The sequence below is a fragment of the Tautonia marina genome (assembly GCF_009177065.1).
Lineage (GTDB): Bacteria > Planctomycetota > Planctomycetia > Isosphaerales > Isosphaeraceae > Tautonia > Tautonia marina.
Genome location: NZ_WEZF01000009.1, coordinates 231,036 through 253,248, shown reverse-complemented (window position 1 = coordinate 253,248; position 22,213 = coordinate 231,036). Strand labels below are relative to the sequence as shown.

The 22,213-nt window shown below is 66.5% G+C and carries 18 protein-coding genes; 4 read left to right on the top strand and 14 right to left on the bottom strand.

Going from position 1 to position 22,213, the window contains the following annotated elements; genetic code table 11:
* Window positions 1-271: 271 nt before the first annotated feature.
* The 6 genes from GA615_RS13035 to GA615_RS13010 all read right to left on the bottom strand — a co-directional run bounded on the left by GA615_RS13035 (window position 272) and on the right by GA615_RS13010 (window position 9,002).
* Complete coding sequence (locus GA615_RS13035; RefSeq protein WP_161602312.1) at window positions 272-1,525, bottom strand: AI-2E family transporter; 1,254 nt, start codon at window positions 1,523-1,525, stop codon at window positions 272-274.
* A 143-nt stretch (window positions 1,526-1,668) separates the two neighbouring features.
* Window positions 1,669-3,303 carry a phosphoglycerate dehydrogenase gene (gene serA / locus GA615_RS13030; RefSeq protein ID WP_152051736.1) on the bottom strand — a complete coding sequence of 545 codons (1,635 nt, stop codon included), beginning with the start codon at window positions 3,301-3,303 and terminating at the stop codon, window positions 1,669-1,671.
* A 140-nt stretch (window positions 3,304-3,443) separates the two neighbouring features.
* Complete coding sequence (locus GA615_RS13025; RefSeq protein WP_152051735.1) at window positions 3,444-4,601, bottom strand: pyridoxal-phosphate-dependent aminotransferase family protein; 1,158 nt, start codon at window positions 4,599-4,601, stop codon at window positions 3,444-3,446.
* Window positions 4,602-4,745: 144 nt separating this feature from the next.
* A complete protein-coding gene (hisI, locus tag GA615_RS13020; RefSeq protein ID WP_152051734.1) occupies window positions 4,746-5,165 on the bottom strand; it encodes a phosphoribosyl-AMP cyclohydrolase in 420 nt (139 codons plus the stop codon).
* A 1-nt stretch (window position 5,166) separates the two neighbouring features.
* Window positions 5,167-6,435: a hypothetical protein gene (locus GA615_RS13015; protein ID WP_152051733.1), complete on the bottom strand. Its 1,269-nt coding sequence runs from the start codon at window positions 6,433-6,435 to the stop codon at window positions 5,167-5,169.
* Between the two features lie 320 nt (window positions 6,436-6,755).
* On the bottom strand, window positions 6,756-9,002 hold the full coding sequence (locus GA615_RS13010; protein ID WP_152051732.1) for an SEC-C domain-containing protein: 2,247 nt from the start codon (window positions 9,000-9,002) through the stop codon (window positions 6,756-6,758).
* A 362-nt stretch (window positions 9,003-9,364) separates the two neighbouring features.
* Between GA615_RS13010 and GA615_RS13005 the strand changes: the two genes are divergently transcribed.
* Both GA615_RS13005 and GA615_RS13000 read left to right on the top strand, forming a co-directional pair.
* Window positions 9,365-10,423 (top strand): hypothetical protein, encoded by a 1,059-nt coding sequence (locus GA615_RS13005; protein WP_152051731.1) that lies wholly within the window; start codon window positions 9,365-9,367, stop codon window positions 10,421-10,423.
* 27 nt (window positions 10,424-10,450) lie between these two features.
* Window positions 10,451-11,224, top strand: a complete 774-nt coding sequence (locus tag GA615_RS13000) for a DUF1559 family PulG-like putative transporter (protein WP_152051730.1) — start codon at window positions 10,451-10,453, stop codon at window positions 11,222-11,224.
* On the opposite strand, the gene GA615_RS27440 is transcribed toward GA615_RS13000, so the two are convergent.
* The 8 genes from GA615_RS27440 to GA615_RS12965 form a co-directional block, all read right to left on the bottom strand.
* Window positions 11,210-11,380 carry a hypothetical protein gene (locus GA615_RS27440; RefSeq protein WP_161602311.1) on the bottom strand — a complete coding sequence of 57 codons (171 nt, stop codon included), beginning with the start codon at window positions 11,378-11,380 and terminating at the stop codon, window positions 11,210-11,212. The two genes, GA615_RS13000 and GA615_RS27440, sit on opposite strands and share 15 nt — an antisense overlap.
* Complete coding sequence (locus GA615_RS28165; RefSeq protein ID WP_235905394.1) at window positions 11,367-12,920, bottom strand: glycosyltransferase family 9 protein; 1,554 nt, start codon at window positions 12,918-12,920, stop codon at window positions 11,367-11,369. Before GA615_RS28165 ends, GA615_RS27440 begins: the two co-directional genes overlap by 14 nt.
* The gene (locus GA615_RS12990) at window positions 12,895-14,049 is read right to left on the bottom strand and encodes a glycosyltransferase (RefSeq protein ID WP_235905393.1); all 1,155 of its coding nucleotides are present in this window, start codon (window positions 14,047-14,049) and stop codon (window positions 12,895-12,897) included. Before GA615_RS12990 ends, GA615_RS28165 begins: the two co-directional genes overlap by 26 nt.
* 81 nt (window positions 14,050-14,130) lie before the next feature.
* Window positions 14,131-15,663: a hypothetical protein gene (locus tag GA615_RS12985; RefSeq protein WP_152051729.1), complete on the bottom strand. Its 1,533-nt coding sequence runs from the start codon at window positions 15,661-15,663 to the stop codon at window positions 14,131-14,133.
* Complete coding sequence (locus GA615_RS12980) at window positions 15,660-16,388, bottom strand: class I SAM-dependent methyltransferase (protein WP_152051728.1); 729 nt, start codon at window positions 16,386-16,388, stop codon at window positions 15,660-15,662. Before GA615_RS12980 ends, GA615_RS12985 begins: the two co-directional genes overlap by 4 nt.
* Window positions 16,388-17,170 (bottom strand): glycosyltransferase family 2 protein, encoded by a 783-nt coding sequence (locus GA615_RS12975; protein ID WP_152051727.1) that lies wholly within the window; start codon window positions 17,168-17,170, stop codon window positions 16,388-16,390. Before GA615_RS12975 ends, GA615_RS12980 begins: the two co-directional genes overlap by 1 nt.
* Window positions 17,140-18,234, bottom strand: coding sequence for a CDP-alcohol phosphatidyltransferase family protein (locus GA615_RS12970; RefSeq protein ID WP_152051726.1), 1,095 nt, complete (start codon window positions 18,232-18,234; stop codon window positions 17,140-17,142). The genes GA615_RS12975 and GA615_RS12970 overlap by 31 nt, the downstream gene beginning before the upstream one ends.
* 65 nt (window positions 18,235-18,299) lie before the next feature.
* Complete coding sequence (locus GA615_RS12965; protein WP_235905391.1) at window positions 18,300-19,358, bottom strand: glycosyltransferase family 2 protein; 1,059 nt, start codon at window positions 19,356-19,358, stop codon at window positions 18,300-18,302.
* Between the two features lie 329 nt (window positions 19,359-19,687).
* Here GA615_RS12965 and GA615_RS12960 point away from each other — a divergent pair, with 329 nt between their 5' ends.
* Window positions 19,688-21,235 (top strand): peptidylprolyl isomerase, encoded by a 1,548-nt coding sequence (locus GA615_RS12960; RefSeq protein WP_152051724.1) that lies wholly within the window; start codon window positions 19,688-19,690, stop codon window positions 21,233-21,235.
* A gap of 209 nt (window positions 21,236-21,444) precedes the next feature.
* Window positions 21,445-22,209 (top strand): RDD family protein, encoded by a 765-nt coding sequence (locus tag GA615_RS12955; protein WP_152051723.1) that lies wholly within the window; start codon window positions 21,445-21,447, stop codon window positions 22,207-22,209.
* Window positions 22,210-22,213: the final 4 nt, after the last annotated feature.

Sequence of the window (22,213 nt, the reverse complement as noted above, 5' to 3'; positions counted from 1 at the left end):
CTTGAAAACGTTCTTCTCGATCCCCTCCTCTCGCTCTGTTCCTGGTGGGAGGAGGGGGACGCTTGGGCTGTTCGAGCGTGCCTCTCGCGGTGTGTTTGACCTGGCGGAGGCCCCTTCACCCGGCCTTCGGCCACCGGCTCCCCCACGAGCGGGGGGAGGGTTGGGAATGCTCTCGCATCCGACGTTCGGCTACCGGCTCCCCCACGAGCGGGGGGAGGGCTGAGGGGCCGGTGGTGGTTTGTGGATGAGAGGGTTGAGGGGTTGGGGCGGTCTACGAATTCCTCCCGTCGGTTCCGAACAGGGCCTTGATCGGAGTGGAGCCGGGGGTGGCCTCGACGAAGCCCCGGATCAGGACCATCACCGGCAAGGCGGTGACGAAGCCGAGTGGACCCCAGAGGAAGCCGAAGAAGAGGACGCCGACGAGAACGGCCAGCGGGTCGATCGAGATGGCGTCGCCGTAGAGCATCGGCAGGATGACGTAGCTTTCCAGGGTCTGGAGCAGGATGTAGACGCCCAGCATTACCAGAGGAGGCCAGAGGGCCTGGCTGGTGATCGCGGCCACGATCACCAGCATCGTGCCGGCGATCAGGGCTCCGAAATAGGGAACCAGGACGAGCAGGCCGGTCATCAGGCCCCAGAGTCCCCACTGGGGAAGACCGATCAACCAACTCACCAGGGTGATCGTGACCGCATAGCCGGTCGCAACGAGCAAGACGCAGCCGACCCAGCCGCTAATGGACTGGCCCATGCGCTCGAGGTCCTTCGCCTGCAGGTCCATGCCCAACGCCCTGCCGGCCTGGATGATCCGATCGGACCAGATGCCTCGGGTGTAGAGGATGTAGAGGATCAGGAACAGGAAGACGACGACCTGCCCCAGCACGCCGAGGACTCCGCCGACGCTGTGGAGGAGCCACTGACCGATCGCCCCGGCATTTTCCCGGATCTTTTGGGTCCAGTAATGTTGCGAGGTGATTTGCGCGCCTGACTCCGAGCCGGAGGATTCTGTGGAGCCGGAGTTCGTTGCCCGTTCCGAATCCGCCGGGGGACGCGTGGATTCGTCTCTGGAGGCGGCCTCGCCCGATGCCTCGTCGGCCGCGCCGCCGGTCATCACCTCGGGTTCGGTCAGGGCTCCGAGGGCCGGGATGTCTCGCAAGGTGTCAGTGGCTTTCGAGGCAAGCCGGCTGAACTGCTCGAAGTAGCGATCCGAGTTCTGGACGACTTGCCCGGCCTGGGCGACCACCAGGCCAATGGCAGCCAGGAAGACCAGGGCAATGATCGCCGTGCAGAGGATACTGGCCACGCCCCGGCCCAGACCTCGGCGCTCGATCCAGTGGGCGATCGGGTGCAAGGCGATGGCGAAGACCAGGGCGAGGATCAAGGGGATGATCAGGCCAGTCATCTGGGTGCTGGCGGCCAGCACCAGCACGGCGGCGATGACGGCCAGGGCCACCGTCCGCACCCAGGCCTCGCGGTCGAGCTGGACCTGGGGAGTCTGGGGGGGGGAGTCGGCGGTGGAGCGGGGCATGATGGGATGACCTCTGTGCAGTGGGATCGGTCGGAGGTGCGGGGTCGATCGATCGGATCGAAGCATCCATCGATCGACCCCGCACCTGCTCATGACTGATCGCGGTGCAATCCCGGTGCCAGAGGTGGTCTGGAGCACTCGGCTCAGAGCTGAAGCCAGCTCGGCAGCTCGTTGTGGGCGGGCAGGCGGATGAGGCTGACGCTGAGCATGTCGGGCAGCTCGGAGACGGCCTTCAGCGCGGCCTCGTCGGGAACGGCGTCGAGGTTGACGACGCCGATGGCCTCGCCCCCCTGGGTCTCGCGGCCGACGTTCATCTGGGCGATGTTGACGCCGCGCTTGCCGAACTCGGTGCCGATGGCGCCGATCAGGCCGGGGCGGTCGTTGTGCGTGAAGATGAACAGGGTGCCGTCGAGGTGAGCGTCGAGCCGGTAGGGGCCGAGCCGGACGAGGCGGAGGAACTCGCGGCCGAAGGTGGTGCCGGAAGCGACGTAGGTTTTGCGGTCGGTGACGACCTCGCTCTGGATCATCGAGGCGAAGTCGCCGGGCTCGGTCGATTTTTCCTCGGTCAGGGTGATGCCGCGCTCTTTCAGGCGGGCCTCGGCGTTGACGAGGTTGACCTGACCCTGGAGGGCGGTTTCCATCCAGCCGGCGGCGAAGGCGGCGGTGATGAGCCGGGTGTTCTTGGCCGCGACCTCGCCCCGGTAGCGGAGGGTGGCCGATCGGATGATCCCGCGGTCCATCTGGGCGTGGAGCATGCCGAGGCGGCGGGCGAGGTCGAGGTACTGGCGGAGGTCTTCCATCTCGGCGCGGTTGAGGGTCGCCATGTTGACGGCGAACCGGACCTGGCCGCGGGCGAGGAAGTCGGCCAGGAGGCGGGCGGCCTCCTCGGCGACGGCAACCTGGGCCTCCTCGGTCGAGGCGCCGAGGTGGGGGGTGACGACCACCTTCGGGTGGTTGACCAGGGGGTGATCGGCCGGGGGAGGCTCGGGGTCGAAGACGTCAACCGCGGCCCCTGCGACGTGGCCGGAGTCGAGGGCCTCTTTCAGGGCCTCGGGCTCGATCAGGCCGCCTCGGGCGCAGTTGATGATGCGGACGCCGGGGCGCATCTGCTTGAGCGTCTCGGCGTTGATGAGGTTGCGGGTGTCGGCGGTCAGGGGGGTATGCAGGGTGATGTAGTCGCACTGGCCCCAGAGCTCGTGCAGGTGGGGCACGCTTTCGATGCCCAGCTCGGTCGCGCGTTCGGCCGAGAGGAAAGGGTCGAAGCCGATCACGCGCATCGAGAAGCCGAGGGCCTGTTTCGCGACGGTCTGGCCGACGCGGCCCATGCCGATGATGCCGAGGGTCTTGCCTTCGAGCTGGCGGCCGGTGAGCTTGTTGCGGTCCCATCGGCCGGCCTTGAGGCTCTCATTCGCCTGAGGGACGTTGCGGGCGAGCGAGAGGATGAGGGCCATCGTGTGCTCGGCCGTCGAGACGGTGTTCCCGCCCGGCGTGTTCATCACGACGATGCCGTTCTGGGTGGCGGCCGGCACGTCGATGTTGTCGACGCCGACCCCGGCGCGGGCGATCGCCTTCAGGCGGGTCTGGCCTTGCAAGACGTCGGCCGTGACCTGGGTTCCCGAGCGGACGACCAGGGCATCGGACTCGGCCAGGGCGGCCTTCAGGCCGGGCACGTCCTTGGCCAGGTCGGTTCGGACGATGACCTCGAAGTCGGGCTCGGCCCTGAGCAGGGCAAGGCCTTCTTCAGACACTTTGTCGGTGACCAGCACGCGATAGGGCACGTCGATCAGGCTCCACTTGCAATCGTTTTGAGAGGAATCAATGGTCCGGTGACGGAGATCGCATCGCCTCCTGCGGAGATGCGATCGAAACCCCTCCTCTCCTGAGACGCGGAGAGGAGGAGCGAACATCAACAAGGCAATCAGGCCGCCCCGACCGGGCTTCCCTGGCCAATCAGCGCCCGCTGAGCGGCGGAGACGCCGGCACCGGGTTCGAACTCGTGGCCAAGCTGGGCGAGGACCATCTCCAGCGCGGCGAGGGCGCCGACGACGTCGACCTCGTCATTGTAGCCCATGTGGCCGATCCGGACGATCTTGCCCTTGAGCTTGTCCTGACCGCCGACGACGGTGATGCCGAAGCGCTCGTCGAGCTTCTTGCGGATGTCGGTGTCCTTCAGGCCTTCGGGCACGACGAAGGCGGTGAGCCCCTCAGCCGGGCGGGCGCTGAACAGTTCGAGGCCGAGGGCCTTGACGCCGGCCTGGCAGGCCTCGCTCATCGCCTTGTGGCGGGCCCAGACGTTTTCGATTCCCTCGGCGCGGATCATGCTGAGGGACTTGTTCAGGCCGAAGATCAGGGTGTGGGCCGGGGTGTACGGCGTATCCCAGTCGGCCAGCTTCTTGCGGGCGGCCTTCAGGCCGAAGTAGAAGGCTTTCGGCTCGAAGGTGTCGATGACAGCCCAGGCCTTCGGGCTGACGGTGACGAAGGCCAGGCCGGGGGGCAGCATGAGGGCCTTCTGCGAGCCGACGCAGAGGAAGTCGATCTTCCAGGCATCGACGTGGCACTCCATCGCGCCGACGCCGGAAATGCCATCGACGGCGAACAGCGCGTCGGTCTCAGCGACGACCTTGCCGATGGTCTCGATGGGGTGTCCGGTGCCGGTCGAGGTCTCGCTAAGGGTGCCCATGACGACGGCGATGTCGGAACGTCCCTTGAGGGCCTCGGCCACGCGGTCGGGGTCGACGGGCTGACCCCATTCGAAGTCGAGCGTCTCGAAGGCGATGCCGTGAGCCTGGCAGATCTTCGCCCATCGCAGGCCGAACCAGCCGGCGTTCAGGACCAGGGCTTTCTTGCCGGGCGGGACGGCGTGCAGAGCGGCGGCTTCCATCGCTCCGGTGCCGGTGGCGGCAAGGATGGCGACGTCGTTGGAGGTTTTCAGGATCTCCTGGAGCCCCTGGACCGCGTGCTTGATCCCCTCCTTGGTGCGGGGGTCTCGGGAGTGGATGACCGGCTTGGCCATCTCCAGCATGACTTCTTCGGGGACCGGAGCGGGGCCGGGGGCCATGAGGCGCGGCTTGCGCATCGTACAGGTTCCTTGTTGAATCGCGCTCGTGCGTTGGCGGGCACGTTGGGGCGGGGAAATGACTAGTTTACCCAACTCGACCCGGGTTCGGGGAGAGATGTTCGGGAGAAGCGACGATCGGGGTGGGAATCGACCGCCGAGCGATCAATGCCCCTGGCCGTAAACCGCGCCGGGGTCGAAGACGGGGGAGCCGGTGGTTTCGAGCTGTCCGTCGGGCGTGACCTTGCGGAAGAAACAGGAGCGGTAGCCTTCGTGACAGGCGCCGCCGATTTGGCGGGCGCGGATGAGGAGCACGTCGGCGTCGCAGTCGAGCCGAATTTCCTCGACGTGCTGCACGTGGCCGGAGCTGCCGCCTTTGTGCCATGACTGGCCGCGCGACCGGGAGTAGAAGTGGGTCTGGCCGGTTTCGAGGGTGCGGAGGATGGCGGGGCGATCCATCCAGGCCATCATGAGGACGTCGCCCGATTCGGCATCCTGGACGATGGCCGGGATGAGGCCGTCGGCGGTCCATTTCAAGGTGTCGAGAAAGGCCGGTTCGGTCGGGGTGGGGGTGGAGGAAGTCACGTCAATCGTCCCGGGGCTGGAGAGGGAGGTCGGCGCCGGCGGGAGGGGCGTCGAGCGGGTCGATTCCGAGGCGGCGGCGGAGGCGGTCGAAGTCGTAACCGAGGTAAAGTTCGCGTGATCGGGGGCGTTGGGCCAGTTGCTCGCGGACGAGGATGATGCCGGAGAGCTTGGCCCGCATCACGTCATCCCCTTCGGCGCCGAGGCGGCTGGCCTCGAGGGGGGAGCGCTGGGGGGGACCTTCCTCGTCTCCGAGGCCCGCGCCGAGGCCGATTCGAGGGACGATCACCCAGCGCGTTTCGAAGTAGGAGGCGATGGCATCGGCCTGGAGGCGTTTTCGAGCGTCGATCGAAAGCCCTTCAGGCAGGCGGACGGTGGCCACGGCGGCGTCGAGCATGGCCAGGGGCAAGGGGGAGATGGTCCGGTCAAACTCCAGGCCGCGGCCGAGGCGGCCCTCGATGGTGCGCTCGACCTCCTCGATCGCCCCGCGCTGGAGGCTGGAGCAACGGAGGATGCCCTCGTTAAGGATGACGACGGCCCGAACGATCGGCAGGTCCGAGGCAGCCGGCTCGGGATCGCTCGGGGGCATCGGGCGGTCGAGCCACTCGACGATCCGGGCGCCGGGGGCCATCGGTTTGAGGGTCATCGGATCAACGGGCATGGGGACGACCCGGACGGCCCCGGCGGCCTCGTCGGCGTCGAACGGGGGGGGAGCGTCGTCGGGCCAGGGAAGCTCGAAGGCGTAGTTCAGGTCGTCGGCCCGGTGCTCGGCCCCGGCGCCGTGGCGGAGGATCTCGGCCAGGGCCCACGATTCGGCGGCGCGGTCGGGATCGGAGGAGGCGGTCAGGTGGACGAGGTAATCGAGGGCGTCGATTGCCTCATCATTGCGACCAAGCCAGGCGAGGCAGAGGGCGCGGTTCGACCAGGCGGCGGTGTCGGTCGGTTCCTCCTCGGAGAGCTCCTCGAAGGCGTCGAGGGCGTCGGCGAGGTTGGCAAGGTTGCGGGATCGGAAGGTTTCGTCCCAGCGCTCTCGGGCTTCGTCGTCGGTGGGGTTGTCGAGGCGTCGGGGTTTGCGGGCGACCTCGGGGAGTTCGTCGGAATTGGCGAGGCGGTCGAGTGCTTCGTCCGCGGCGCGGTCGCCGGGCTTCAGGCGCATGGCCTGTTGCCAGCAGGCCCAGCTTGCCAGCGGGCGCTGAAGCTGGAGTTGCCGCCAGCCTTCGTGAACGAGCGACAGGGCGGCCTCGGCGGCCTGGGGGGGAAGGTCGGAAGCCATCAATCACATCGCCTCGGGTCGGGTTGGCCGACCTCAATGGTGCCTCGGAACTCCGAAGCACATCGTCTCGAACGTCGATTCGGCCGGGCGACTGGGGCTGGAAGACCCCAGCCAGCTCGACGCTTCGTGGCCATTCGCGGACAAGGTGGTGGCCCCGGTTGCAACACGTGCCAAGCGGGGGCGCGGAGCGACGAGCGGTTTCGGTGCGGCCTCTTGCGGCGGTGCCGCCCCGGTTGGCGAGCAACCGGGGCCACCCGGGAGCCTCGTTCGAACCTCGGAGTTTATCCTGAGAAGCCCCTTTGAGAGAGGCACGATCGGGCTTACTGACCCGGCAGGATGATCTTGCGTTCGCCCCCCTGCCCTGACGAGGCGGGAGCGTCCGGGGTCCAGACGCCACCACTACCGGAACTGCTGGGTCCGCCGGGGGTCCAGATCTCGGGCCGGGAGGCGGAGACCCCGAGGGCTCCCGAGGCGGTCGTGACGCGGGGGCCATAGCGGGAGATCAAGGACATGAGCGGTCGGCTGTCGAGCATGACCTGATCGGGCTGGTCGGGGTGGGGGACCATCTGCATCAGGCCCATGTCGAGCAGGTTCGAAACGACCGTCTGGCTGGCGGCGCGGTCTTCGCGGTAGCGGTCGAGGACGACGGCCAGCTCGGGAACCCACTGCTCGGGGGGTTCGTTTCGCGCCCGGATGCGGAGGGCGAGGAAGTCCCATCGGGGGGCGTTGGGGCCGCGGTGGGCACTCGGCTCGTCGCGGCGGGCCTGTTCGATCCAGGCGAGGGCGGCGGCGAAGTCGCCCCGAGTCGCGGTGAGGTTGGCCAGATCGCCAAAGACGGCATAACGCTCGGTGGGGGCCCTGGAATTGAGGAGGTTCGGCCGGTTGACCAAGGCCTGGGCGGCTTGTTCCAGGGCGCGATGCTGGCCGAAGCTCCGGCTGCGAAGGAACAGGGTCCAGAGGCGGTCGTCGGAAAGCTGGGCGGTCGGGATACGGAAGAGTCGGGCCAGGTGGGTCCGCTCGATGTCGACCGTGGCCGGGTCGGGAGTCGGCTCGCCGGGGATGCCCAGATCGGCCCGGAGGGCGGGCAGGTCGAGGCTTGGATTGACCCGCCCGGCGTCGAGCTGACAGAAGGCGGCCCGAAGGGGGATCTGGGCGTTGCCGTCCTTGATCGCCTGACGAGGGGTCCGCCCGCCGAGGCCAGGCAAGGGGGTTTCGGGCCAGACCTCGCGGATCACCCGCGCCTGTTCCTCGCGCTGAATGCGGCGGACCTCTTCGGGGTCGAGCCCTTCGGGTACGGCCCATTCGGTGCGCATGGCCAGCGAGACGCGGGCGACCTTTTCCAGAACGTCGGTCCGCGGTTGCGCCGGAGGAATGTTCGCTCCGGCAATGGCGATGAACTGCTCGCGGAAATCATCGAACTGCTTGCCGACGTCGAAGCCTTCGAGCATGACGCTGTCTTGCCCGAGGATCGCCCGGCCGACGACGCGGGCCATCTCCTCGGGGCCCATGCCGGGGCGAGCTTCGGGGCGAGGACGGTCGAGCAGGGTAAAGGCGTCAACCTCCTCGGCCTCGGGATCATCCGGGTCGATCAGGCCGGCGCCTTCGGAAACGACGGTTTTGTCCTTCTGCTCGGCGTCCTTGAGGGCCTGGATCAGACCGTCGCGGTTGTTCAGGGGCCAGGTCAGGCGGACATGCTCGATGAGGTCGTCGTCGCTGATCGGCTCGATCTGCTGGCAGAGGGCTTCCAGATCGACGGCCTCGGCGGTCGGGCCGGTGAACTTGGAGTAGCGGCGGAAGGAGGCGATGGCGCCGGTGTCGTCGGCCATCCAGAGGCGGCAGAGGCCGAGGTTGCGGTCGGCCTCGGCGACGCCGTCGGCCGAGAGGGTCTCGAACCCGGCGGCGGCCTGGCCCCAGAGGGCTTCATCGGCGGCCTGGAGCGCGGCCTCGAACCGCTGGTGCGTCTCGGGATCGAGCCCCGGCGGGGTGGTCATCAGGTCGTACGGATTCTTGAGCCAGGCCGAGACGCCGGGATCGGTCATCAACGATCGCAGGGCGGGCTGGGCGATCGGGTCGTCCTCGGAATCGGCCGCGCTGCCGATTTCGAGGTGGGCGATTCCCGCCGGAATGCTCCCGGATCGGACGAGCATGACGCCGACCATGCGAAAGACGCCGGCGAACTTCGGGCGGTCTTCCGGGTTCATGGCCGTGAGGGCGGCCTGGAGGTCGGCCGCGGCCGGTTCGGGACCCTCGGCCATCAGAGTCGATTGGACCCGATGGGCCAGGGCGCCGAGGTGATCGGGTTTGGCCTGAAGGATGGCGTTGACCGCTTCCCGGGCCGGTTCGGGCTCGTCGCGCCGCTCGTGAACGATGGCCTTTTGCATGAGGAGCCAGAAGGCCCCCTTGGCCTTGCGGAGCCCCTCGTCGATGACCTTGAGGGCCTGGTCGAACTGCTCGGAGCGGATCAGGCGCTCGGCGCGCAAGGCCCAATCTTCAGCCTTGTGGCAGCACCACTTGTACTTTTCCTGGCTTCCGCACGGGCAGGGAGAATAAGGGTCGACCGCGGCCATGTCCGTCCCGTTGGCTATTGGAATCACTCAAGGAATCTGATGCGGGGGGAGCCTGCGCGACTCCGGTGCGCACGACTCCCCTTGCTCGGCCCGATTGTCGAGGGCCGATGCCTTGCGTTCAAGGTATCAGAGCCCCCGCGACCGCGCCTACCGCGTGGCCCATCCCGGATGGGGGCGAGCGCGGGCGAGGTCGGGGTGCTGGGCAGCATAGGAATCCTCGATCCGTTGGCGGGGGGACTGTCAACCATCGCCGGAAAAGCTAAGATCAAAACGACCTTTCGAAAACGCGGCGATTGAGGATGGCTGAAGCTCCAAGGCCGACGATCCGGTTCCTTCTTGGTTTTTTTGAGTCGAGCGTCTCCATGTTGAACAAGCGCGAGCTGATCAAGCAGATCCTCAATCCGTTGATGACCTGGTCGCGTTTGGATGACCCCCGGCCGGGATTCAGCATTCTTTTGGGGGTTCCCTGGGCGCTTCGCCATTTGCTCGCGGTCAACTTGCGGTTCGTCAGTCGGCAGAACCTGGATGACCTGGTGGGGGTGCATCTGGTGTTCGACCGGATCAAGCAGCCGGGAGGGGATGCGTTTGTCGAGAGCATTCGGCAGCGCTTTCCCGAGCTGCCACTCGACTTCCAGTTTCACCCGCCGATCGCCGGTCGGATCACGGAGAAGGTCAACCAGTCGAAATTTTACGCGGCGATGAACTGGACCCGCGCCCTGGCCGCCTGTCAGAGCCGCTACGCGATCCTCCACGACTTCGACCTCTATCCGATTGATCCCCGCTATTTCGCCCGGATGTACGAGACCTTGAAGGACAACCAGTGGCTCTTCGCGGGCTACGAGACGGCACGCTTCGACGGGTTGACGCCTGAGGATCTGATCTTCGGGAGCTGGAACCTGGCGCTTGATGCTCAGTGGGTGCGCTCGCGGTATCGCCCGATCGACGGGTATCACAAGGTGGCGATGGTCAACGGCCGACGGGTGGACCTCGACCCCTTCTCCTACCTTCAGACCCTTTCGCCGAAGCGAGGGCTGGTGCCGAGTCTCGGGCCGGACGCGTTCGCCCATGTGAAGAACCTGTGCAGCACCTTTCTCCGGTTCAACGGAGGCCAGAAGGTCGATCTCGCCTGGCGGCTGCACTATCTCTGGTATCTCGAAAGCCTGTCGGAACATCCCGAACGGCTGGAGGAGGCGACCCGGGCCATGCAGGAGGCCCGGTCGTCTCGCCTGACGGTCGCCGGGCAAACGGTCGATTTCCAGGGGACGCACGTAACCTGTAGCAACGTCCTGGAGAAAGACCTGTTGATGCTGGAACAGAACCTTTACGGGGGGATGCGTCCCGAGGTTTCGACCTACATCGACGAGTTTCGGGTCTTCCTGACCCGGATGGACGAAGCGGCGAGCCAGGCCGCGGCCTCGTGACGACGAACGCAATCGGAGGGCCCGCTCGTGTCTGACCCGCAAGCCGATCAATCGGGCCGCAAGGGATTGACGGTTCGGGGCTGGATGGGACGGATGGTGGTGATCGCCCTGGTCCTGGCGCCGATCACCTGGCTGTCTCGAGCGGTGAACTTGGCACGAGAAGCGGCCAGGCGATCGCAATGCGTCGGGGTGCTCAGTCAATTAGGCCTGGCTCTGGCGAATTACGAGAGTGCGTACGGGACATTGCCTCCGGCCGTCGTGCCTGGCCCCGACGGGAGCCTCTGGCATAGCTGGCGGGTGCTCGTGCTGCCGTTCATAGAGGGGCATGCGCATTACGCTTCGTATCGGTTCGATGAACCGTGGGACGGGCCGAACAACCGCCTGCTCATCGACCAGATGCCGTCGATTTTCCAGTGCCCGACCGATCAGGCGAAGCAAGGCGGATCGACCCGATTTACGAGCGTCGTCGCCCTCGTCGGGCCGGGGACCTGCTTCCCGCCTGATCGGGCGGCGAACACGAGGGAATTCGACGGGGTGCGGGATCGAACCGTCCTGCTCGTCGAGCTGGGGGGGAGTGAGATTCCCTGGACGGCGCCGGTGGATCTGGAACTCGACACGTTCCGCGATCAGGCGGCTCGGGGGGAAGGTTCGCCCCACCCAAATCTCCGGAATGTGCAGTATGCCGACTTTCGCGTCAGAAAGCTCTCGCTTCCGGTCGAGCCAGACACGTTGCGGAGACTCTGTCCGCCCCCGACTTCGACTCCCCAGGGCTTGCCCGCCGAGGGATCAGTCGAGGGGTAGAAACCCGCGAATCAGGTCCCAGAGGCCGGGGGCACGTTCCTGCAGGACCATCCGGGCGTAGAGTGATCCGAAGCCGATGACCCAGGCGAGGGTGAGCCACGATCGCCAGTCGATCCGGGGAGAGCTGAGTTCGATCGGGCCATCAGAGCGGGGCATGGGGAGACTCCGCGCGATGCAAGCGCGACCACCAGCGGCGGGTGGCCTGGTAGACGCGGTCGGGGGTCAGGCCGGTCATGCAGGGGTGATCGGCCAGCGGGCAGACCTTGCGGTGGCAGGGGTTGCAGGGGACATCGTGCCGCAGGACGAGGCTCCGGCGCGACCAGGGGCGCCACTGGCCCACCCGGTTCGTCCCGCTGAACAGGACGACCGAGGGCACTCCCGCACAGGCGGCCAGGTGGGCCGGGCCGCTGTCGGAGCCGAGGAACAGGTCGGCCCGTTCCAGAAGGGCGGTCGTTTCGGTCACGGCGAGGCGGCCGGTCCAGTCGCGGAGGGCATCATGAGGGGTCAGCCGGGCGGCCAGTTCGGCATCGTCGGGGCCACCGACGATGAGCACACGCCAGCCGTCGCGGAGGAACCGGGTAAGCAGGGCATCCCAGTGCTCGATTGGCCAGCGCTTGGCCGGTGTCCCCGCGCCGAGATGCACGGCAAGTAACGGCGCCGACGCTCCGAACCGCCCGGCGTGCAGCCAATCGGCCTCGGAGCCGTTGGACGGTTCAATCGGGGCTTCGTCGGAGCGGGGCCGGTTGAAGTGTTGGGGGGGGCGGATCCCCTCACCCGGCCTTCGGCAACCTTCTCCCCTGCGGGAGGGGGAGAGGACTGAGAGGGAGAGAGGAAAACGAGGGGGTTCGGAGTCCGGATCGGGGGGAAAGTCCTCGTCCATCAGGTGGTTCGAGGGGCCGGAACCGACGATGACGAGTTCGGCCGAGGCCCTGCGCACGGATCGTTTCGCGGGGCGAACCGGGACGGGAGCGGGCGATTCCCAGGCGTCGGCGAGCAATCGGGCGACCCGGGAGCGGTCGCGGTCGGAGACGTGGACCGAGACGCGGGCCGAGGCGTCATCAGGCTCGCCTTCGGGCCGAGGGAGGGCCATCGCGTCGAGCAGGGCCAGTCGGGAGCGGACCTCGTGACGACCGGGGACCCAATCGGCCAGGTCGGTCAGCAGGAAGCCGCCGCCTCCCATTGCCCAGCCGACCCGGCGCGGGATGCCGGCCATCGCCAGGACGAGAACGGACAGCACGTCGCCCCGGACGTCGATGCCAAGGTCATACCCCTTGCCCCGGAGCATCCGGGCAATCGACCAGACGGCCGAGGCCAGGGCCCAGCGGCCCGGCTGGCGCTCGAACCAGTTGCGATCGGCCAGGATGACCCGATCGACGAGCGGGTCGGCCTCGAAGACCGCCCGGTTGCTCGGCGAGGCGAGCACGTCGATCGCCGCGTCGGGAGAGTGCGCCTTGAGCCTCGGAAAGAGGGGACTGGAGAGGACCGAGTCTCCCAGATGGTCGAGCTGCACGACCAGGATGCGCCGTGGTTCGGACCACGTCGGGATCGGCCGCACGATGCGCCAGAGGCGCATGGCGAGCCCTCCCACGGCATCCAACGTGCCGACCAAAACGCGCCAGCGCCACTTGCTGTAGCGATAGCGACGCACCGGCACGGGGCTCGGCGCCCGATCATCCTGTCGGGGCGACTTCGTCATAAACCTCCGCCGTCCTTCGGGCCACGGTTGCCCAGAGGTACCGCCGATGGACAACTTCGGCAAGCTCAGTTCCGCCCCGACCGGCCTTCCACGCCCGTTGCAAGGCCCCGGAAATCTCCTTGATCTTGTCTGGTCGAGCATAGAACGCCCAGTTTCCGAAATATTCGTGGGTGCAACCCAAGGGGGTGATGACCACCGCGCACCCGGCCAGGGCGGCTTCGAGCGCGGCCAGGCCGGGGGTCTCGAACCAACTCGGCAGCGCGAACACGCGGGCCGCCGCGAAGGCCGAGGCGAGCAAGGGGGCGTCTGCATCCATTCTCGGCAACCAGGACACCGAGGCCAGGGGCACCCCCCTGCACTGCTCGGCGTAAGCTTCGTGGCCCGGCACTGGATCGCCCACGACGACCAGGCGCAAGCGGGCATCGGCGCATGCCTTGACCAGCCCCAGGACGTTTTTTCTCGGCTCGATGCGCCCGGCGTAGAGAACGAATTCGTCTTGCCCGACGAGGGCCCGGAACGGTCCCGGATCGGCCCCGAGCACGGTTGGTTCCACGCCGTTGGGCACGACCCGGATCTTCCGCCGGTCGAGCCCGAACAGGCGGGCCAGTTGCTCACCTTCGGCCTCGGAGTTCGGGAGAACGGCATCCGAGTGCTGGAGGAGTTCTCTTCGCCAGCCCGGCACTCGGGGGAAGGCCCGCCTCAGCCCCCACGCCGCCAGGTCCTGTGCCGCCTTGAGGCGACTCCCGGCCAGGGCAACCAGGGCCGAGGGCTCGAACCAGCAGATCGGCGAGAGGACGACGGGGACTCCTCGCGATTGGGCGATCTTCGCCAAGTCCAGCCCTTCGCGGCTCATGCCGAAAAGATGCAGCAACCTCCCCTGCTCCAGGCGATCGGCCCAGGGGTTCATGGGCCGGACGAGAACGCCCAGGTCCTCTAGGTGCCTGGCCGTTCTTGCCAGTTGGACCTCTCCACCGCCGGGGGCTTGAAAGGCGTGGCCGGGAGCGTGCAGGAGGACCGCCCCGGCTTCCATCGGGCCGAGCGAGCGATGCCGGAGCCAGTCCATCGACGAGACCTGTGAGAGGCTCCGGCGATCGGCCAGGGTGTTTACAGGGCCTTCGGGCGGTGTCATCGTCTGTCCGATCGGCACGATAGAAACCAAGGTGGGGTTTCTTGGTCGCCAACGGGGGGAAATCAAGATCGGGCGCTCAGGTTATTTTATGTAAACTTTTGATTTCCAGCGGTCGCGGACCCGGCGGAGGGTTTTCTTGAGCAGGAGGCAGGGGGAGCTGTCGTCGAGTTCCTCGACGGGGGTGATCGTCTCCCAGTCGATCGCCGATCGGACGGCGGCCTTGAGGCTGAACGGGGGGCGGACGGCCGACGGGGTAGGCAGATCGACGCGGGCCGTTGCGCGTTCGAAGGAGAGACCGTCAAGCTGAAGCGTGCCGCGGGGACGGACCATCGGCAGGCTGGCGACGTGAGAGCCTCGGACGATTTCGAGGGTCAGGGGGTAAGAGTCGCTCCAGTCTTCGAAAGCGACCTCGACTCGGCCGGAACCTCGGGCGATGACCGACCAGCGGCGTTGGCCTCGCCAGGCCCACCAGTGGGAGAACTCGGTCAGGGTGGTGCGCCAGAGCAGGTCGTAGCGTTCGATTTCCCGGGCTAGGGCGGCGAGGACTTCCGGGAATCGGGCCAGGCGGCGCTCGGGGTGGCCGTAGACGAAGGCAGGTTCCCCCTGGTCGATCCGGGCGCGGACGACCTTGACGAGGTGGGTGGCAATGCTTGCGGCGTCGTCGCGTCCGGCGTTGAGGAAGAGCCCTTCGCAGATGGGATGGATCGGCACTTGAAGGACTTTTGAGAAGCGATCGCCCCGCCAGGGGAAAAAGGGGAGATCATCGTAGCCGACCGAAAAATCAGACGAGTAGCGGTAGCCGAGCCGCTCGATCGCGGCGTCGAGCCCCGGGTTCCATCGTCCTTCGGGGGCCGCGAAGCCGACGGGATCGAACCCGGCGGCGATCAGGCAATCATGGGCTCGTTCGAGGTTCCGGCGATTGCTGGCCGGGTCGCGGTAGACCACATGGAAATGCCCATGAGATTGGGTGTCGACGTGTTTCAAATCGGTGAGAACGGATTCGTCAAGGCCGTAAGCGGCGGTGCTGACGAAGTGGGTGGTGCAGTCGTCGAGCGGGCGGCGGGCGTCGGCGAAGCGGTGGTAATCGGTCGGGATCGGCTCGTCGAGATCGAGGCGGAGGTTGAAGGCCGCTCGGTAGGGATAGGGGAAGACGGCGAGGCGAATCCAGAGGCCGCCGAGGCGCGTGACTTCTTCGCGGAGCCGGGCGAGCAGGGCGCGACGGATACTCCCCTTGTCGAACGCGGCGACGCGCTCGGTGAGGGAAACCCCCGCGATCGTCCAGGAGCAGAGCCCGGCCTGGGTGTCGATCAGGGCGGCGAAGGGGTCGTTCGCCCAGCCGTTTCGAAGTGTGTTGATGTCGATAGCGACCTGATCGACGCCCACGGGGATCCCACGCGCCGACTCCTCGGACTGGCTGTCAAAGAGGACGAACCGACCGCGGTGCAGGACGATCGGATGCGGCTCGTGGATCGTCTCAAAGGGAATACCTTCCTGGCGGAGGATCATCTCCAGCCCCGGAGGCGTTTTCCAGAGCAAGAGCGGCAAGAGCGGTGGCCCGGTGGTGGCGGCCGAGGCCAGTTCTGAGAGTGAAACGGTTGCAGTGCTCGTGATCATGGCCCGCACGCTCCCTCCGATCGAGTGGCCGACCAGGCGACGAAGCGCCGGGTCATCGGAACGGTTCGGAAGGCAACGCATCGACGTTCAGAAGGATCAAGCAACGCCTCGGAGTGAATGTTCGAAAATCCGGTTCGACGGAGCCGGCGGCGCATCTGGCCGGGCCAGAACCAGCGCTCGCGGACCCTGGACCCCGGGGGGTACATCCATCGCCCGCGCCGCTCGTCGATTCGCTTGACGAGAATGGCGGGGAGCCAGGGACGAATCGGATCGAGTGAAGCGGCATTTTTGTCGACAATCACGATCCGACCGCCGGGACGAAGCACTCGGAAGGCTTCTCGAAGGGTGGCTTCCAGGGAGCAGGGGGCGATGTGTTCGAGCACTTCGACGAAAACCACGGCATCAACTGATGCGTTTGTGAATGGCAGATGCCTGGCCGATGCCCTGGCGACCGGAAGCCCTCGGCGATGAGCTGCCCGGAGCATCCCGGCTGATGGGTCGAGACCGAGAACCCGGGCACCGTGTTCTTCGAGACGAGCCGCGAAACGGCCCTTGCCGCACCCGGCGTCGAGGATTCGGCGTCCTTCGATCGGACCGAGATGGCGGAGGATGGCGTCGAGCCGGACATCGTCGGCGGCCACGTCATCCTTGAAGCGGGCCTCCAGGGCGTCGAAGCGAGAGGCGACCTCGGCTTCGAATTGGGGCGGGGATGGGGCTGCAATCATCACGCCGCCCTCCCCTGAGCCTCGGCCTGGAGAACAAGTTCGCGGTGCTTCCAGTGTCGGACGGCGACCGACACGCCCGAGAGGGCACAGAAGACCAGCCCTTCGGCGCCGTCACGATAGCCTCGCTTGCCGACATAGAGCTTGGCGAAGGTCCAGAAGGGGTGGATGGTCCAGTCGAACGTGCGCACCGGGCGGCCACGACGGACAAATTCAATCGCTTCCAGGGACGTGTACTTGTTGAGTTTGGAGAGAAAGACATTCATCGTCGGGATGGTGCGGTGCAGCAGCGGTTGGGAGAGTGTTCCGCTCGATCCTCGGAGGGAAACCGTTTCGTGAACGGTGCCGAACCACCAGCCTTGACCCCGCCGAAAGAGGCGTAAGGGGCGGTCGTCCTGCGTGCCAGAGTAGGAGAAGGGGCGGCCGAGAATTTCGCTGCGAATCGGCACGCGGTAGCCGTTGTGAGGGGCCTTCGGATCGGCCACGACGCCACGGATCTCGGCGGCAACCGCCGGGGTGGCACGTTCGTCGGCGTCGATGGCGAAGACCCAATCGCCGGTGGCAACGTTCAGGGCGGCGTTGCGCTGGGAGGCGAAGTCGTCGAACGGGCGAACGATCACCCGATCAGCCCGTTGCCGGGCGATGGCGAGGGTTTCGTCGCGGCTGGCGGCGTCGACGACCACCACGACCTCGTCGGCCCAGCCAAGCGAGGCGAGGCAGCCGGGCAGGTTCTGGGCTTCGTCTCGGGCGATGATCAGGGCCGAGATGCGAGGTCGCTTCGCCATGTCGGTCCTACCTTTCGAATCGCGCCGGCAAGGGCACGGGTGGGAAAATACGCGGCATACGCAGCCAGGGCCCATTCCAGGCGACCGGCCGCGGCGGCGACGATCCAGAGGTGCCAGCGGATGTCGGCATGGCCGAGCTTGCGAGCCCACCAGGTGGGGCTCAGGGGTTGGGGCTGGGCGTCGAGCGGCTCGCGGGCCAGCGTGGTGTTGCCGTCTCGGGAACCGACCGCACGGTTCCATTCGTCGTTGCTGAGCGTGAACAGATATTTTCCCATCGCGAAGACCATGCCTACGGCCAACCAGCCGGCCCATCCGGTCCGGGAGAAGGCGGCGAAGGCGATGGCGGCATGAAGAATCATTTCGCCACTTTCGTCGAGCGTGGTGTCGAGCCAGCGGCCGAGCGGCGAGGCGGTCCCCTGGCGTCGGGCGAGGCGACCGTCTGCGCCGTCGAGCACGAGCGCAACGGCCAGGGCTCCGGCCGTGGACCAGCGGAGCCAGGGGGTGAGCGATCCCCAGGCGACCATCGCCGCGGCGGCAATCATGAACAGGAATGATCCGACCGTCAGCGCGTGGGGCCGGACCCGAGTCGGAGCCAGCACCCGGACGAGGACTCCGGCCAGGCCGACCGACCAGAAGCGGCCGATCGGTTGATAGCAGCGGCGACGGACCAGCTCGGCCTCGGCTCCGGCCAACCCGTGCGGCGAGTCGAGCCGCCAGACCACGGCCGACTCGGCGTCCTTCCCGCGTTTGGCGACGCGACGGAGGCGCGAGGGGTCGTAAAGCCGGTCGGTCCGGAGGATCACGGCCCCTTCCGGTGGCGGGCCGGTGGCGAAGGTGATGCCGGTGTTCCTCGGAGTTGCCTGGCCGAGAAGGCCGCGGAGGGTCTCGTGTTCCTCAAGCCGGGCATGGACGGTGAGCGTGGGATGGGCTGCGACCCCCGAGGCGAGATCGACCAGATGGGCGATCACCGGCCGGCCGAGCAAGGGGACACCGGCCATCGGCCCCTCTGGCCCTCGGGGCCGGGCGTCGATGATCAGTGGTGGCAGGGTCCGGGATCGTGGCATCGGGCGCCTCCATGCGCCGGCGGGTCGAGCGGGTCGGTCGAAGGCTTGATCGACGAGGGGACGCGTTACGTCTGCCGTCCGTGCAGAGGAACTCTGCGACCCATGTGCCTGCTCCTCACCTCTGGGAAAGTCTGTTGATCGGTCTGTGTTGCCGGGAGAGGCGGTTGAGGGGTTTCCCAGCGGAATTCTTCGAAAAAGGCATTCTGGCGGACGGTCCAGTAGTGGGGATGGTCCGACCGAACACGGCGACGCGAGGCCAGGGCTTTGCTGAGCTGACCGAGGGCCTCTCGGAATGCCTTGAGAAATTCGAGCCGGCCCATGCCGATCGCGGCGATCAACCGGACGGCAAGCCAGGCAAGGTGGGCGAACAGGTGTCGTCCGCTCAGATTCTTCCAGGAAAAAAGCAGGGTATTGCGAACCGCCAGGCGATCGCATCCGGTCGCGCCAAAGGCTGGGCCGAAGGAGCCGAAGCCACGGTGGTAGGCGACCGACTCGGGCACGTAATATCCCTTCCAGCCGAGCATCCAGCCCTGGAAACCGAGGTCGAGGTCTTCGAGACGCCCTGGGAAATAGAGTTCGTCGAAGCCGCCAAGGGCGAGAAACTTCAAACGATCGACGGCCAGGATCGGCCCAGCGCTGGCGGTCAGGCCGGGGCGGTCGATGTGGGCCTCGAATTCGGGAACACGGCAGCAGCCCTGGATCATGCCGAATCGCATTCGGACTCGTGTCCGCATGCCTTCGTAGGTCTGGCCGTCGAAGGTCCAGCAGCAAGGGGCGGAGAACAACGCGTTGGGGTGACGGCGAACGGCATCGACCAGCGGGGCGACGGAGTCGGGGTCGAGCTTCACATCGTTATTGAGCAGCAAAACGACATCTTCATCACGGTGAGCAAGCACCTGATTGAATGACGCGAGCCCGCGGTTGGGTTCGTGCTCGATGCCGACAGATGGCCAGTGATCGCGGAGAAAGGAGACCGAGTCGTCCGTCGAGGCGTTGTCGACCACGACAACGGAACAGGGCATGGGGGCACGCTGCGCGGCGTCGAGGATCGACGGCAGGCATTCGGCCAGCAGGTCGCGGCCGTTGTAGTTGAGGACCAGGATGCAGGTGCGATCGGAGCCCACGGGTTCCTTCCCTCGGGTTGATGCCCGGATATAAGGCGGCCGTACCATAAGCCGAGTGGTCGACGGGGTCAAGGCCGGCCGGGTCGAGGGGGACGGTGGGGGTGGATCTGGACTTGCCAAGTCAGCAGGCTCGTCGTACTGTCGCGGCTTCCCCGTCCCCGCATCACCAGATCGCACATTCGTTCAACGCGTTCTCGATTGGTCGGCAGGTGTCTTGAAGCCGTTTCTCAAAGCGCCTGCGAGCATGGTAGAACGGATCGTGGATCCATCCGGATTCGGTGGCTTGACTCGGCCCTCACGGTGGTCGTCGAGCGTGGAGGAGGGTGTCGATGAATCGCCTGGTCGGCCTGTGGATTGTTGCGGCGGTCTTGATCGGTTGCAGTCAAAACCGTGAAGGGCTCCGTCCGACCGAGGGCCTGCCTCCTGCCGCGTTGCCACCGGGTTTGCCTCCGATTCAGGAGCGGGTCAACGCCGGTCCCGATCCGTTCCCGCCGAGGACGCTCGATGGGGCTTCGATGGGGGAGGCGGAGGCGACATCGGACGGGGTGGCCGGACGCGCACCGGCCGCCGGAGCTCCAGCCCGCCTTGTCTCGACGCCGAAGGAGCCGGCCTCGATTCCTGACGATCCCGCGTCCATCCCCGCCGAGTTGCCGGAGTTGCCGCCGGAGATGCCGGAGGTGCTGGGCTCGGCCGATCAGGAGACGCAGGCCGATCGGACTGTTGGGGAGGATGGGATCGCGATTCCTCCGCTTCCCTCTGCTCCGAGCCCGGCTCGGGTCGATTCCCAGGTGATGCGGGCCTCGGCCGAGGTGGAGACGGGGACGGGTGCCTCAACGGATCGAATGGGGCTCAAGACCGAGTCGAACCTGGCGGTCACCGAGCAAGAGGTCGAGTTGCCGATTGGTCAGCCGGTCGGTGAGTGGGCGGCTCGGGTCGAGAGTGACATCATTACCTGGAACGAGTTGCAGTCGGAGGTTGCCCGACGATTCCGGGAGCTGGACCCCCAGATGCAAATGGCTCCCGGGGTCCGGGAGTCGCTGGCCGCCAATGTGCTGGATCATCTGATCGACCGATCGCTCGTGATTCAGCGAGCCAGGCGCAACGAGCTCAAAGATGCGAAACGCTGGGAACTGATCAACAAGTTCGCGGTCGAGCTGTTCGAGAAGGAACGGCTTCCCGCCCTGTTGAACAAGTATCAGGTGGAAGACCGTTACGCCCTGGAACGGGTGCTCTCGGAACGAAATGAGTCGTTTGAGGAGATTCTCGACTCGTTCAAGCTGGAAACGATTTATCAGCAGTTCCTGATGATGAACGTTGCCTCGAAGGTGCATGTCGATTTGCCTGAGATGCGGGCGTATTATTTCGAGCATCGGGACGATGAACGCTTCCAGCAAGGTCCGCAACTGACCTGGCGCGAAATCCACGTCCGCTTTGCCAACCATCCGAGCCGTGAGGCCGCGCAGGCGAAGATGGACGAGGTGATGGCTCGCATCTCGCAAGGGGCACCGTTTGAGGAGATCGCCCGGTCGATGGGAGAGGGACCGAACGTCGATACGGGAGGACTCTGGACGACCGCGCCGGGAAGTTACGCCGTTTCGTCGGTGAACGCGGCCCTCGGGAGTCTCAAGCCGGGGCAGATGAGCACGGTTCTCGAAGGCCCGAACGGCTTGCACCTGGTTCGGCTCGAAACGGTTCGCCCGGCGGGGCGGAAACGGTTCGAGGAGGTGCAAGATGAGATTCGGGAGCTTCTGAAATCGCGCAAGCAAACCCAACTGGTGGATGAGTACCTGAAGGACCTCTATCGCGGAGCCGTGGTGACCACGGTCTTCCGGGAATATGTGCCAAGGCATTTGCGAGAGGATGAGTCGGGAGGGTAAGTCGTTGCTCCGGCAAGAGGGAGTGATGGGCTTGCGTCGTCGGCTCGCAGAGGTCGGATTGGCCGATCGAGGAGCGAGGCGCGTTGCCGATCGATGGCCGGGCAGATAGCATGGATCGACCTTGAGAACGGGCGGGTCGGGTTGGCGCACCGGATGGCCCGGAGCGTAGAGCCGGCCCGCGGCATTGCGGCGTCGAGGTCGAAAGCATCATGGCCACGGCGGCCCTTGAAGCGACACACGAGGCACTCGATACGACCGTCCGGTTGATCACTCCGGAGCGGATTACGTTTCAGTATCCGCTGGCGGGTCCGTTTCGACGTGCGACGGCCTATCTAATCGACCTGGCGGTCCTGGGAATGCTGGTGTTCCTGGGGCTCATGGTGTCGTTGCTGCTGGCGCTCGGGACGGCGGCGGGTGGTGGCCTATTTCTGGTCATTCTGTTCGCGCTTCGGTTTGGCTATGGTGCCTTGCTGGAAGGGGTGTTGAACGGCCAGACGGTCGGCAAGCGGGCGATGGGACTCCGGGTGGTGTCGGTGGAAGGCGTGCCGATCAACGGCGGGCAGGCGTTCCTGCGCAACTTGCTCTGGTGCTTCGATGGAATCGTGCCGTTCGGGTATTTACCGGCGATTGCCAGCATGTTGCTGACCCGTCGGTTTCAGCGGCTCGGGGATCTGGCGGCCCGAACGATGGTGATTGTCGAGCAGCGGCCGACGCGGGGTGGGGTGGCTCTTCTGGAGGAAAAGGCTGTTCAGACCCTCTTGCCCCGTTTGCCGGCCCGGATTGATGCGGGGCCGGAACTGGCAAGGGCGCTGGCCGATTACGTGGCGCACCGGAAGCGGTTCAGCACGTCTCGGCGGGAAGAAATGGCCGCTCATCTCGCCGTTCCGGCCCGGAAGACGTACGATTTGCCGGAAGACGCAACGGGAGACACCGTACTCTGCGCCCTCTACCACCGCGTCTTCCTGGAGGAGTGATCGC

What these genes read in the sequence shown, in the direction of transcription:
- GA615_RS13035 (WP_161602312.1), bottom strand. Translation starts at nt 1,525, where the DNA reads ATGCCCCGCTCCACCGCCGACTCCCCCCCCCAGACTCCCCAGGTCCAG.
- GA615_RS13025 (WP_152051735.1), bottom strand. Translation starts at nt 4,601, where the DNA reads ATGCGCAAGCCGCGCCTCATGGCCCCCGGCCCCGCTCCGGTCCCCGAA.
- GA615_RS13015 (WP_152051733.1), bottom strand. Translation starts at nt 6,435, where the DNA reads ATGGCTTCCGACCTTCCCCCCCAGGCCGCCGAGGCCGCCCTGTCGCTC.
- GA615_RS13010 (WP_152051732.1), bottom strand. Translation starts at nt 9,002, where the DNA reads ATGGCCGCGGTCGACCCTTATTCTCCCTGCCCGTGCGGAAGCCAGGAA.
- GA615_RS13005 (WP_152051731.1), top strand. Translation starts at nt 9,365, where the DNA reads ATGTTGAACAAGCGCGAGCTGATCAAGCAGATCCTCAATCCGTTGATG.
- GA615_RS27440 (WP_161602311.1), bottom strand. Translation starts at nt 11,380, where the DNA reads ATGCCCCGCTCTGATGGCCCGATCGAACTCAGCTCTCCCCGGATCGAC.
- GA615_RS28165 (WP_235905394.1), bottom strand. Translation starts at nt 12,920, where the DNA reads ATGACGAAGTCGCCCCGACAGGATGATCGGGCGCCGAGCCCCGTGCCG.
- GA615_RS12990 (WP_235905393.1), bottom strand. Translation starts at nt 14,049, where the DNA reads ATGACACCGCCCGAAGGCCCTGTAAACACCCTGGCCGATCGCCGGAGC.
- GA615_RS12985 (WP_152051729.1), bottom strand. Translation starts at nt 15,663, where the DNA reads ATGATCACGAGCACTGCAACCGTTTCACTCTCAGAACTGGCCTCGGCC.
- GA615_RS12980 (WP_152051728.1), bottom strand. Translation starts at nt 16,388, where the DNA reads ATGATTGCAGCCCCATCCCCGCCCCAATTCGAAGCCGAGGTCGCCTCT.
- GA615_RS12975 (WP_152051727.1), bottom strand. Translation starts at nt 17,170, where the DNA reads ATGGCGAAGCGACCTCGCATCTCGGCCCTGATCATCGCCCGAGACGAA.
- GA615_RS12970 (WP_152051726.1), bottom strand. Translation starts at nt 18,234, where the DNA reads ATGCCACGATCCCGGACCCTGCCACCACTGATCATCGACGCCCGGCCC.
- GA615_RS12960 (WP_152051724.1), top strand. Translation starts at nt 19,688, where the DNA reads ATGAATCGCCTGGTCGGCCTGTGGATTGTTGCGGCGGTCTTGATCGGT.
- GA615_RS12955 (WP_152051723.1), top strand. Translation starts at nt 21,445, where the DNA reads ATGGCCACGGCGGCCCTTGAAGCGACACACGAGGCACTCGATACGACC.